Source organism: Streptomyces sp. NPDC046887, assembly GCF_040644755.1.
In the GTDB taxonomy this organism is placed as follows: Bacteria; Actinomycetota; Actinomycetes; order Streptomycetales; family Streptomycetaceae; genus Streptomyces; species Streptomyces lichenis.
This window is the reverse complement of record NZ_JBEYXH010000025.1, coordinates 16,207-30,553: the sequence shown is the minus strand read 5'-3', so window position 1 is coordinate 30,553 and position 14,347 is coordinate 16,207. Positions and strand designations below refer to the sequence as shown.

Sequence of the window (14,347 nt, the reverse complement as noted above, 5' to 3'; positions counted from 1 at the left end):
TCTCATGACCGACGAAGACAACCTGCTGAGCAAACTGAAGTGGGCCGCGCGGGAGCTGCACCAGACGCGCCGGCAACTCCAGGAGGCGCGGGAGCGCCACCGCGAGCCGATCGCGATCGTGGGCATGGCCTGCCGTTACCCGGGCGGGGTGGACTCCCCGGAGGACCTGTGGCGGCTGGTCGACCGGGGTGGTGACGCCATCTCGGACTTCCCCGAAGACCGCGGCTGGGACACCGACGCACTCTTCGACCCGGACCCCGACCGGCCCGGGAAGAGCGCCACCCGCAAGGGCGGATTCCGGTACGACGCGCCCGACTTCGACGCCGACTTCTTCGGCATCTCGCCGCGCGAGGCGCTGGCCATGGACCCGCAGCAACGTCTCCTGCTGGAGACCTCGTGGGAAGCGGTCGAGCGGGCCGGTATCGATGTCACCACCCTCAAGGGCAGCCGTACGGGCGTCTACGCGGGCGTGATGTACCACGACTACGCCGCAGGTCTGCCGTCCGTACCCGCCGAGATCGAGGGCTACTACGGCACCGGGACGGCGGCCGGGGTCATCTCGGGCCGCGTGCCTTACACGTTCGGTCTCAACGGTCCGGCCATCACCGTCGACACGGCGTGCTCGTCGTCGCTCGTCGCGTTGCACCTCGCCGTACAGGCCCTGCGCAGGGACGAGTGCTCCCTCGCCCTGGCCGGCGGGGTGGCGGTGATGTCCAGCCCCGTGATGTTCGCGGAGTTCAGCCGCCAGGGCGGACTGTCGGTCGACGGGCGGTGCAAGGCCTTCGGGGCGGGCGCGGACGGCACCGGCTGGTCCGAGGGCGTCGGCGTCCTCGTGCTGGAGCGCCTGTCGGACGCGGTGCGCAACGGCCACCGGGTCCTGGCCGTGGTCCGCGGCAGCGCGGTCAACCAGGACGGTGCCAGCAACGGGCTCACCGCCCCCAGCGGCCCCGCCCAGGAGAGCGTCATCCGCCAGGCCCTGGCCGACGCGGGTCTCGGTGCCGAAGAGGTCGACGCCGTGGAGGCGCACGGCACGGGCACGCGGTTGGGCGACCCTATCGAGGCGCGGGCCCTGCTGGCCACGTACGGGCGGAGCCGTTCGGCGGAGCAGCCTCTGTGGCTGGGGTCGCTGAAGTCCAACCTCGGCCACGCCCAGGCCGCCGCGGGTGTGGCCGGTGTGATCAAGATGGTGATGGCGATGCGCCATGGGGCGCTGCCGCGGACCCTGCACGCCGAGGAGCCGACGCCGCTGGTGGACTGGACTACAGGCGCGGTGGAACTGCTGCGTGAGGCCCAGCCGTGGCCGCAGTCGCCGGACCGGCTGCGGCGGGCGGGTGTGTCGTCCTTCGGGATCAGCGGCACCAACGCGCATCTGATCCTGGAGGAGGCCCCCGAGGAGCCGGAGCCCTCGGAGCCGGAAAGTGATCCGCTGCCGGCCGGTGGCCTGGTGCCGTGGGTGGTGTCGGCTCGCAGTGAACCGGCGCTGCGGGCACAAGCCCGCCGGCTCCGTAAACACCTCATCGAGCATGAGGAGTTGGACACCCGGACCATCGGGCGGGGGCTGGCCACCACCCGCGCGCGGCTCGACCACCGGGCCGTCCTGGTGGGAGCGGACCGGGACACCCTTCTCACCGGCCTCGACGCCCTGGCGGAAGGCGAGGGCGTCGCTGGGCTGATCCGCGGTACGGCGGAGGGGCCGGTGCGTACGGCGGTGATGTTCACCGGACAGGGCAGTCAGCGAGTGGGAATGGGCCGCGAGCTCTACGCCCAGTTCCCGGTGTTCGCCATGGCGTTGGACGAGATCGTCGCACTGTTCGACAACGAACTGAACCGTCCTCTGCGCGCGGTGATGTTCGGTGAGATGGCGACGGATGAAGGAGCGCTGGATCAGACGGAGTTCGCCCAACCGGCGATCTTCGCCCTGGAAGTCGCGCTGTTCCGGCTGGTCTCCTCATGGGGTGTCCGGCCGGACTACCTGATCGGCCACTCCATCGGAGAGATCACCGCCGCCCACATCGCGGGCGTGCTCTCACTCCACGACGCGGTACGGCTGGTCGCAGCACGAGGCCGACTGATGCAAGCACTGCCCACCGACGGAGCGATGGCCGCGCTCGAAGGCTCCGAAGAAGAAGTCCAAGCAGCGCTGGACCACGGCGACTTCCACGGCCGACTGGAGATCGCGGCCGTCAACAGCACCTCATCGACCGTGGTCTCCGGCGACACAGACGCAGTAGAGCAGTTCGTCACCGACTGGAAGAAGGACCGGCGACGGGCCAAGCGACTGGCGGTCAGCCACGCCTTCCACTCGTCCCACATGGACGCCATGCTGGAGGACTTCCACGCCATCGCCCGCACCCTGGACTACCACTCCCCCGAACTACCGCTGATCTCCAATGTGACGGGCGCTCTGGCCGGGCCGCGGGAGGTGTGCTCGGCGGAGTACTGGGTCGACCATGTGCGCCGACCGGTGCGCTTCCTGGACGGTGTCCAGGCGCTGGAAGCCGAAGGCGTCTCGGCCTTCCTGGAACTCGGCCCCGACGGCGTGCTGTCAGCCCTGGGCCCCGACTGCGCGGCGGCGGAGCAGGACAGGGTGCCGCTGTTCGCGCCCGGACTGCGCGGCGCGGACACGCCCGAGCCCAGGGCCCTGCTGGAAGCACTGGCCCGTGTCCATGTCCATGGAACGGGCGTGGACTGGCCGGCCGTTCTCGGCGCGGGCCCGGTCGCCCGTGACCTGCCCACGTACGCGTTCCAACGGGAACGGTTCTGGCTGGACGTCCCGGCGAGGGCCGGCGACGCGACCGGACTCGGCCTGACCCCCGCCGGACACCCCCTGCTGGGAGCGAAGGTATCGCTACCAGACCACCGAGGCGTGCTGTGGACCGGACGGCTCTCGCTCGCCGAACAGCCGTGGTTGGCGGATCACGCGGTGTTCGGTTCGGTGGTGGTGCCCGGTGCGGTGCTGGTGGAGCTGGCGTTGCAGGCGGGCGGCCGGCTGGAGGAGTTGACGCTTCAGCAACCCTTGGTTCTGGGCGAGTCGACTGGTGTGCGGCTCCAGGTGACGGTGGCGGGCGCGGATGAGGACGGGCGGCGTGCCGTGACGGTCCACTCGTGCCCGGACGGCCGCGGTGACATGCAAGCGGCACCGGGCGATGAGGTGTGGACGCTGCACGCCACCGGAACCGTGCTGGCCACGGGCCACGACAACCCCTCCCGCCCTGCCTTGGACGTATGGCCGCCGCGTGCCGCGGCCCCGCTCCCGGTGGAGGACCTGTACGACCGGCTGGCCGATATGGGCTACGCATACGGGCCGCTGTTCCAGGGTGTACGGGCCGCCTGGCGGCGCGGCGAGGAGGTGTTCGCCGAAGTCGCCCTGCCCGAGGCGGCGGACGGACAGGCATCGGCGTACGGCATCCACCCCGCGCTCCTGGACGCCGCCCTCCATATGTCCATCGACCCGGCCTCGGACGAACTGCGGCTTCCCTTCGCCTGGTCCGACATCGAACTGTCGCTCCTCGGGGCTTCGGCGGTCCGGGTCCATCTCTCGCCGTCGGGCAAGGACGGCGTGTCCCTGCATATGGCGGATGCGTCGGGCGCACCGGTCTTGTCGGTCGGCCGGCTGGTGACCCGCCCGGTGGTGCGGGAGCAGCTGCGTGCCGCAGACGGTGGTGGGGTCCGGGACGCACTGTTCGATGTGGCCTGGGAGCCGGTAGCCACCAAGGTGCCGACCTCCGTGGACTGGGTCCGTTGGGGGGCACCAGAGCCCTCCGAGGTGGTGGTCTGGTCCGTCGCCGACGATGCCGGGGAAGGTGTGTCGCGGGTCGCGGCAGACGCCCTGGCGGTGGTGCAGGGGTTCATCGCGGAGGAACGCTTCTCCCAATCCCGTCTGGTGCTGCTCACCCGGGGCGCCATCAGTGCCGCCCAGGACGAGGCCGTCAGGGATATGGCGGCAGCATCGGTGTGGGGCCTGGTGCGTTCCGCCCAGCGAGAGCACCCGGGCCGGCTGGTCCTGGTGGACGTCGAGCCGGGACTGTCGCCGGAGGCGGAGCGGGCCGCGATACGGCTGGCCCTGAGCTCGGGCGAGCCACAGGTAGCCATACGCGCTGACCGCGCACTCGCCCCCCGACTGACCCGGACCACCACCGTCCCCGCGCAAGCACCACAGGCGGTGTTCGGCCCATCCGGCACCGTCCTGGTGACCGGCGGCACCGGCGGTCTGGGCGCCCTGGTGGCGAAGCATCTGGCGTCGGCGTACGGGGTACGGGACCTGCTCCTGGTCTCACGCCGCGGCCCCGCCGCCGATGGCATCCCCGCCCTGGTGGCCGAACTGGAACAACACGGCACCCGGGTACGAGTGGAGGCCTGCGACGTCGCCGACCGCGACGCCCTCGCCACCCTGCTGGCCTCCATCCCGGACGACCGCCCCCTCACCGGCGTCGTCCACTCCGCAGCCGTCATCGACGACGGCATCCTGGAATCACTCACCCCCGAACGACTCGCCACCGTCCTGCGCCCCAAGGCCGAAGCAGCACTCCACCTGCACGAATTGACGGCCGAGCTGGACCTCTCCGCGTTCGTCCTGTTCTCCTCCTTCGCCGGTGTGGTGGGCAGCGCCGGGCAAGCCGGATACGCCGCGGCGAACGCGGCACTGGACGGACTGGCCTCGCACCGGCGGGGCCGGGGGCTCGCGGCGGTGTCCCTGGCCTGGGGCTGGTGGGACACGGACGGCGGCCTGACCGGCGGGCTGACCCAGGTGGACCGAGCACGCCTGGCCGCCCTGGGCCTGTCAGCGATGAGCGCGCAGGAAGGCCTGGCACTCTTCGACACGGCAATAGCTTCGGATAGCGCGCTGGTGGTGCCGGCCGCGCTGGACACCGCCGGGCTGCGACGACGGGAACCGGCACAGGTGCCCCCGCTCCTGCGCACACTGGTCGGCACAACCGGCGCCAAGCGCCCGGCTCGCACCGAGAGCACGGGGCTGACATCCCGGGTCGCAGGTCTTGGGGAGGCAGAACGGCGCCGGGTGGTCCTCGATGCGGTCCAACGTCAGGTGGGCGACGTGCTCGGATACGGGCCCGGCCGACCGGTCGCAGTCGACACACCGTTCAAGAACCTGGGCTTCGACTCCCTGATGGCAGTCGAGCTGCGCAACCAGCTCAACCAAGCCACCGGCCTGCGACTCCCCGCCTCCCTCGTCTTCGACCACCCGACCCCCAAGCACATCGCCGAGTATGTGACGCGGGAACTCGCGGGCACCGTGGAGGCGCAGGCCGTCACCGTGGCCGCCTCCGTCACGTCCGACGACCCGATCGTGATCGTGGGTATGGCGTGCCGGTATCCCGGTGGCGTGCGCACGCCCGAGGATCTGTGGCGGCTGGTGTCCGACGGCATCGACGCCGTCGGTCCCTTCCCCGATGACCGGGGCTGGGAGGTGGGCGAGACCTTCGACACGGATGCGTACGCCGCCGAGGGCGGATTCCTCTATGACGCCGCGGACTTCGACGCCGACTTCTTCGGCATCTCGCCGCGCGAGGCGCTGGCCATGGACCCGCAGCAACGTCTCCTGCTGGAGACCTCCTGGGAGGCGATCGAGCGCGCGGGAATCGACCCGAAGAGCTTGAAGGGCAGCTCGACGGGCGTGTTCTCCGGTGTCATGTATCACGACTACGGATCGCGGCTGCCGGACATCCCCGAGGGGCTGGAAGGCTTCCTCGGGTACGGCTCCGCCGGAAGCGTGGCCTCGGGCCGACTGTCGTACGTCCTCGGTCTGTCGGGTCCGGCGGTGACGCTGGACACGGCGTGCTCGTCGTCGCTGGTCGCCCTGCATCTCGCCGCCGACTCGCTACGGCGCGGCGAAAGCACCCTCGCCCTGGCGGGTGGGGTGACCGTGATGTCGTCCCCGACAGCCTTCGTCGAGTTCAGTCGTCAGGGTGGGCTGGCGTCGGACGGGCGGTGCAAGGCCTTCGGCGCGGAAGCGGACGGCACCGGCTGGTCCGAAGGCGTCGGCGTCCTCGTACTGGAGCGCCTGTCGGACGCGATACGCAACGGCCACCACACCCTGGCCGTGATCCGCGGCAGCGCGATCAACCAAGACGGCGCCAGCAACGGACTCACCGCCCCCAACGGCCCCGCCCAAGAGAAAGTCATCCGCCAAGCCCTCACCAACGCAGGCCTCCAGCCGCAAGACATCGACGCGGTAGAAGCACACGGCACCGGCACCCGACTCGGCGACCCCATCGAAGCACACGCACTCCTGGCCACCTACGGAAAAGACCGCACACCCCACCGACCCCTCTGGCTCGGCTCACTCAAATCCAACCTCGGACACACCCAGACAGCAGCAGGCGTCGCCGGCGTCATCAAAACCGTCATGGCGATGCGCCATGGGACACTCCCCCGCACCTTGCACGCCCAGGAACCCACCCCCCTGGTCGACTGGACCACAGGCGCAGTGGAACTCCTCCGCCAAGCCCAACCATGGCCCCCAACACCCGATCGACCACGACGAGCCGGTGTGTCGTCCTTCGGCATCAGCGGCACCAACGCCCACGTCATCCTCGAAGAACCCGCCCAACCGACCACACCGGCCGACGAACCACCACCCACCGGCGGCATGGTCCCCTGGATCCTCTCCGCCCGCACCGAACCCGCACTACACGCACAAGCACGCCGACTCCACCAACACCTGGCCACCCAACCAGAGTGGGACATGCGGACCGTCGGACGCGCGCTGGCCACCACACGCTCCACCTTCGAACACCGGGCAGTCCTCCTCACCGAGACCGCTCAGACCGCTGAGACCACCGACACCCTCCTCACCACCCTCCACACCCTGGCGGAAGGCGAGGGCGTCGCTGGGCTGATCCGCGGCACGGCGGAGGGGCCGGTGCGTACGGCGGTGATGTTCACCGGACAAGGCAGTCAGCGAGTGGGAATGGGCCGCGAGCTCTACGCCCAGTTCCCCGTGTTCGCAGAGGCGTTGGACGAGATCGTCGCACTGTTCGACAACGAACTGAACCGTCCTCTGCGTGCGGTGATGTTCGGTGAGATGGCGACGGATGAAGGAGTGCTGGATCAGACGGAGTTCGCCCAACCGGCGATCTTCGCTCTGGAAGTCGCGCTGTTCCGACTGGTCTCCTCATGGAGCGTACGGCCGGACTACCTGATCGGCCACTCCATCGGAGAGATCACCGCCGCCCACATCGCGGGCGTGCTGTCACTCCACGACGCGGTACGGCTGGTCGCAGCACGGGGCCGACTGATGCAAGCACTGCCCGCCGACGGAGCGATGGCCGCGCTGGAAGGCTCCGAAGAAGAAGTCCAAACGGCACTGGACCACGGCGACTTCCACGGCCGACTGGAGATCGCGGCCGTCAACAGCACCTCATCGACCGTGGTCTCCGGCGACACAGACGCAGTAGAGAAGTTTGTCGCCGACTGGAAGAAGCGCGGGCGACGGGCCAAGCGGCTGGCGGTCAGCCACGCGTTCCACTCACCCCATATGGACGCCATGCTGGAGGACTTCCGCACCATCGCCCACACACTGGACTACCACTCCCCCGAACTACCGCTGATCTCCAACCTCACCGGAGCCCTCACCCAGCCGCAGGAAGTGTGCTCGGCGCAATACTGGGTCGACCATGTACGCCGACCGGTGCACTTCCTCAACGGTGTCCAGGCACTGGAAGCCGAAGGCGTATCCGTCTTCCTGGAACTCGGCCCCGACGGTGTGCTGTCTGCCCTCGGCCCCGACTGCGCAACGGCGGAGCAGGACACCGCACCAGTGTTCGCAACCGCTCTACGCGGCGCGGACGCCCCCGAGCCCCGGGCCCTGCTGGAAGCACTGGCCCGCACCCACGTCCACGGGACGGAGGTGGACTGGCCGACCGTTCTCGGTGTGGGCCCGGTCACCCGCGACCTGCCCACGTACGCGTTCCAACGGGAACGGTTCTGGCTGGACGTCCCGGCGAGGACCGGCGACGCGACCGGACTCGGCCTGACCCCCGCCGGACACCCTCTGCTGGGAGCGAAGGTGTCGCTGCCGGACCACAGGGGCGTGCTGCTGACGGGACGGCTCTCGCTCGCCGAACAGCCCTGGCTCGCCGACCACACCCTGTACGGCCATGTCGTCCTCCCCGCCTCCGCGCTGGTCGAACTCGCCTTTCAGGCCGGCGACCAGGTGGCGCTCCCCCATCTGGAACGGCTCACCTCGCACGAGCCCATGGTGCTGCCCGACGGCGCCGGCGCTCCCCAGCCCATCCAGGTACTGGTGTCGCACCCGGACGCGCAGGGCCGCAGCACGGTGGAGGTCTTCTCCCGCCCGGGTGACGCGGCCGAGGACGTGAGCTGGACGCTGCACGCCTCCGGCACCCTGACCGCCGACACCGCCGCTCTCGCTGCCCCTGCCTTCGAGGGCGTACGAGCTGACGCGTGGCCGCCCGCCGGGACCGTCCCGCTACCGATCCAGGAGGTGCACGGGCGCACGGCCGGGTCCGCGCTCGGCCTCGGGCCGGCATTCGACGGAGTACGGGCCGCCTGGCGGCGCGGCGAGGAGGTGTTCGCCGAAGTCGCCCTGCCCGAAGCGGCGGACGGACAGGCATCGGCGTACGGCATCCACCCCGCGCTGCTGGACGCGGTGTCGCGTACGGCGGCGCTGTGCACGGTGCACCACCATGACCCCGAGAGCGTCCTTGTGCCGGCCGAGTGGTCGGACGTCGAGCTGCATGGGGCGGGCGCTTCGGCGGTTCGGGTCCATCTCGCGCCGTCGGGCGAGGACGGCGTGTCCCTGCATGTGGCGGATGCGTCGGGCGCACCGGTCTTGTCGGTCGGTCGACTGGTGACCCGCCCGGTGGTACGGGAGCAGCTGCGTGCCGCGAGTGGTGGCGCGATCCGGGACGCACTGTTCGATGTGGCCTGGGAGCCGGTACCCACGGTGGCGAAGGCCCCGACGGACTGGGCCCGTTGGGGGGCACCGGAGCCGTCCGAGGTGGTGGTCTGGTCCGTCGCCGACGATGCCGGGGAAGGTGTGTCGCGGCTCGCGGCAGACGTCCTGGCGGTGGTGCAGGAGTTCATCGCGGAGGAACGCTTCGCCCGGTCCCGGCTGGTGCTGCTCACCCGGGGTGCCATCAGTGCGGCCCCGGACGAGGCCGTCGCAGGTGTGGCGGCGTCCTCGATATGGGGCCTGGTGCGTTCCGCCCAGCGGGAACACCCGGACCGGCTCGTCCTGGTGGACATCGAACCGGGTCTCTCCCCGGAGGCGGAACAGGCCGCGATACGGCTGGCCCTGGGCACGGGCGAGCCACAGGTAGCCGTACGCGCCGGCCGCGCACTCGCCCCCCGACTGACCCGGACCACCACCACCCCCACCGACACACCCCAGGCCGCCTTCGGCCCAACCGGCACCGTCCTGGTCACCGGCGGCACCGGCGGCCTGGGCGCCCTGGTGGCCAAGCACCTCGCCACCGCCCACGGCGTACGGGACCTGCTCCTGGTCTCCCGCCGCGGCCCCGCCGCCCCATCCACCCCAGCCCTCCTCACCGAACTGGAGCAGCACGGCGCCCGGGTACGAGTGGAGGCCTGCGACGTCGCCGACCGCGACGCCCTCGCCACCCTGCTGGACTCCATCCCCGACGACCGCCCCCTCACCGGCGTCGTCCACTGCGCGGGCGTCATCGACGACGGCATCCTGGAATCACTCACCCCCGAACGACTCGCCACCGTCCTCCGCCCCAAGGCCGAAGCAGCGCTCCATCTGCACGAGTTGACGGCCGGCCTGGACCTCTCCGCGTTCGTCCTGTTCTCGTCGGTCGCCGGTGTTTTCGGCGCTCCCGGACGGGCGAGTTACAGCGCCGCCAACGCCTTCCTCGACGCTCTCGCCCAGCGGCGGCGGGCCCTCGGCCTGACCGCGGTGTCCGCCGCCTGGGGCCTGTGGGCGGAGGACCGGGGCATGGCCGGCCAGGTGACCGGGGCCGACCTCGCCCGGCTGCGGCGCGAGGGCGCGGTGCCGATGCCCGCCGAGGAGGCGCTGGCCCTGTTCGACGCGGTCCTGGTCCGCGACCAGCCCTTCTCCGTACCGGCCCGCCTGGACCTGGCGGAGCTGGGCCGCTCCGACACGCCGCCGCTGTCCGTGCTGCGCGGGCTCGTACGGCCCGGGCGCAGGCGCCTGGACGCGGTGGCCCGGCGGGAGGACGCCCCGGCGAACGCCGCCGACGACCTCGTACGGCGCCTGGCCGGGCTGCCGGAGGCCGAGCAGATCCGTACCCTCATCGGCCTGGTGCGCGGCCACGCGGCCACCGTCCTGGGTCACGCCGACCCGGCGGCCGTCTCGCCGGACCGCGGTTTCCTGGAGTCGGGGTTCAGTTCGGTCGCGGTGGTCGAGCTGCGCAACCGCCTCAGCGGGGCGACCGGCCTGCGGTTCTCCGCGGCGACCCTGTTCGACCACCCGACCCCGCGGGCGGTGGCGCGGCACATCCGGAGCGCGCTCGCCGAGGCGGCCGGTACCGCGAGCGGCCTCGTCCCGGGGGCCGGCCCCGGCGGCGGCGACCCGGGCACCGCCGACGCGGAGTTCCGCGCCGCGCTCTCCGCGCTGCCGCTCTCCCGCCTCAAGGAGGTCGGCGTGCTGGACGCCCTGCTGCGGCTCACCGGCTTCGACGCCGTACCCGGAGCCCCGGCACCGGCGGCCGGGGCCGGCGGACCCCAGGACTCCCAGGACCCGCGGGCGGCGGCCGCGGCGGCCGCGGCGGCCGACGACGCCGAAACGGCGGCCGTGACAGCGGAGTCCATCGATGCCATGGACCTGGAGAGCCTTGTCCACCTGGCCATCAACACCGAAGCCTGACTACCTCCCGGAGATTGCTGATGGACACCACCGACGCACGCGTCGTCACAGCCCTGCGCGCCTCGCTGAAGGAGACCGAGCGGCTGAAGCAGCAGCACCAGCAGCTGGTGGACTCGCTGCACGAGCCGATCGCCGTCATCGGGATGGCCTGCCGCTTCCCCGGCGGGATCTCCTCCCCGGAGGAGCTGTGGGAGTTCGTGGCCGAGGGCGGTGACGCGATCGGCCCGTTCCCCGAAGACCGGGGCTGGGACACCGACGCGCTGTACGACCCGGAGCGCACCCGCAAGGGCACCCTGTACGTCCGGGAGGGCGGCTTCGTCGACGGGGCCGCCGACTTCGACGCCGTCTTCTTCGGCGTCAGCCCACGGGAGGCCGTGGCCATGGATCCGCAGCAGCGGCTGCTGCTGGAGACCGCGTGGGAGTCTTTCGAACGGGCCGGCATCGCCCCGACCTCGCTGCGCGGCAAGGACGTCGGCGTCTTCTCCGGTACCAATATCCAGGACTACTCCTCGCTGCTCCTGCGCTCCCCCGGTGCCTTCGAAGGCCATGTCGGCACGGGCAACGCGGCCGCGGTGCTCTCCGGCCGTCTCGCCTACACGTTCGGATTCGAGGGTCCCGCGGTGACCGTCGACACCGCCTGCTCGGCCTCTCTCGTCGCCCTGCACCTGGCCGCCTAGTCGCTGCGGCAGGCGGAGTGCTCGCTGGCGCTGGCGGGCGGGGTGACGGTGATGTCCACGCCGATGGGGTTCGTCGAGTACAGCAACCAGCGGGTGCTGGCCGGGGACGGGCGCTGCAAAGCGTTCTCCGCGGCCGCGGACGGCACCGGCTTCTCGGAGGGCGCCGGCGTCCTGCTGCTGGAGCGGCTGTCCGACGCCCGGCGCCTCGGGCACCCCGTCCATGCCCTGATCCGCGGCAGCGCGGTCAACCAGGACGGCGCCAGCAGCAGCCTGACCGCGCCCAACGGCGGCGCCCAGCAGCGGGTGATCCGGCAGGCGCTGGCGAACGCCCGGGTCCCCTCCGACCAGGTCGACGTGGTGGAGGCGCACGGAACCGGCACGGAGCTGGGCGACCCGATCGAGGCGGAGGCGCTGCTGGCCACGTACGGGAAGGACCGTACGCCGGACCGGCCGCTGTGGCTCGGGTCGGTGAAGTCCAACATCGGGCACACCCAGGCGGCGGCCGGGCTGGCCGGAGTGATCAAAATGGTCATGGCGATGCGGCACGGGGTCGTGCCCAGGACCCTGCACGCGCAGGAGCCCACCCCGCATGTCGACTGGAGCGCGGGGACCGTGCGGCTGGCCGTCGAGCCGGTGGCCTGGCCGCAGGACGGGCGGCCGCGCCGCGCGGGCGTCTCCTCCTTCGGCATCAGCGGCACCAACGCCCATGTCATCGTCGAGCAGGCCCCGACCCCCATGACGGCCGAGAACACCCCGGCGCGCACGACGGCCGAGAACACCCCCGCGCGCACAACGGCCGAGAGCACCCCCGCCCCCACGGCGGCCGAGGACACCCCGGCACGTGCGCAGGGCGCGGTGGTCCCGGAGGCCACCTTCCTGTGGACCGTCTCGGGGCGCGGCGAACAGGCGCTGCGCGCCCAGGCGGAGCGTCTCTCCGACCATCTGCGGACACATCCCGATGTGCCGTCCGCCGACCTTGCCGCCTCCCTCGCGGCCCGTACGGCGTTCGATCACCGCGCCGTCGTGGTGGGCACGGACCGGGCCGCCCTGGCGGCGGGTCTCGACGCGCTGGCCGCCGGCCGGGAGGACGCCCGCCTGGTCAAGGGGACGGGTACCACGTCCGGGAAGACCGTGTTCGTCTTCCCCGGGCAGGGTTCGCACTGGCCGGAGATGGCCGGGAGCCTGCTGGAGTCGTCGGCGGTGTTCCGCGAGCGGATCGACGCCTGCGGTGAGGCGCTCGCCCCCTACGTCGACTGGTCGCTCACGGATGTCCTGCGGTCCCGGCCGGGCGCGCCGTCCCTGGACCGCCTCGATGTGGTGCAGCCCGTGCTGTTCTCCGTGATGGTGGCCCTCGCCGAGCTGTGGCGGTCGCATGGCGTGGAGCCGGACGCCGTGGTGGGCCACTCGCAGGGCGAGATCGCCGCCGCGTATGTCGCGGGCGCCCTGACGCTGAAGGACGCGGCCCGGATCGTGACCCTGCGCAGCGTCCTGCTGAACCGGCTGACGGGCAAGGGCGCCATGGCGTCGCTGCTGCTGCCGGCCGAGGAGGCCGGGCGGCGCATCGCACCGTACGGCGACCGGCTGGCGGTCGCCGCGGTCAACGGTCCCACGTCGGTCGTGGTGTCCGGTGAGCCCGAGGCCGTCGACGACCTGGTGGCGTCCTGCATCGCGGACCGGGTGCGGGCCCGGAAGGTGCCCGGCGCCACGGCCGCGGGCCACTCCCCGCAGGTCGAGGCGGTACGCGAGGAGTTCGTCGCCACGCTCGCGTCGCTCGCCCCGCGCCGCGGACGCGTACCGTTCTACTCGACGGTCGCCGGCGAGGTGGTCGACACGGCAGCGCTGGACGCCGGCTACTGGTACCGCAACCTGCGCGAACCGGTGCTCCTGGAGGGCACCGTACGCCGCCTGCTGGAGGACGAGCACGGCTTCTTCCTGGAGATCAGCCCGCACCCGGTGCTGACCGTGGGGCTCCAGGAGACCTTCGAACGGGCCGGCGCGCCGGCCGCCGTGGTGGGCACCCTGCGCCGCGACGAAGGCGGCGAGGACCGCTTCCTCACCTCACTCGCCGAGGCGTACGTCCGAGGGCTCCCGGTGGACCTCGCCCGCCTGCCGCACCTGTCCGGCGCGCGCCGGACGGACCTGCCGACGTACACCTTCCAGCGCCGGCGGTTCTGGCCGGACGACGCGACGGCCCCCGTTCCGGTCGGGGCCCGCCCGGACGGCACCGGCACGATGTCCGACGACGCGGGGGCCGTACCGGCCGACGGCACGGCGTACGAGACATCGGCGAGCGCCACCGGGCACGTCCTGCGGCGGCTGGCCGAACTGCCCACCGAGGAACACCCCAGCGCCCTGGTGGAGTTGGTCCGCGAGCAGGCCGCCGCCGTGCTCGGGCACGGCTCGGGCGACGAGATGGAGCTGACGCGGCCGTTCCAGGACCTAGGCTTCGACTCGCTGACCGCCGTCGAGCTGCGCAACCGGCTCGGTTCCGCCCTCGGTCTGACGCTCCCGGTGAGCCTGGTCTTCGACCACCCGACGCCCCGGGACCTCGCCGGGCATCTGGTCGGCGCCGTCGCCGAGGCCCTGCCGGACCCGGCGGCCGCCACCCGTTCCGAGGCGCTGGACCACCTCGACAAGTTCGAGGCCGCGCTGGCCGAGCTGACCGCGGACCCGGACGCCGACGAGGTGATCGGCCGGCGTCTGGAGCGCCTCCTCACCGACTGGACCGAGGCCCGTGCCGCCGCCGACGGGGGCCGGGAGGGCGGGGAGTTCCACGCCGCCTCGGACGAGGAGATGTTCGACATCATCGGCAGGAAGTTCGGCATCTCATGAGCCGGCC

Annotated in this window: 1 protein-coding gene and 1 pseudogene; both read left to right on the top strand. The window is 72.0% G+C overall.

The annotated features are described in order from the left end of the window. Window positions 1-4: 4 nt before the first annotated feature. Entirely contained in the window at window positions 5-10,831 is a 10,827-nt protein-coding gene (locus ABZ945_RS22005; RefSeq protein WP_361272054.1) for a type I polyketide synthase, read from the top strand. A gap of 20 nt (window positions 10,832-10,851) precedes the next feature. Then, window positions 10,852-14,340: pseudogene (locus ABZ945_RS22000) on the top strand (type I polyketide synthase). Window positions 14,341-14,347 lie beyond the last annotated feature (7 nt).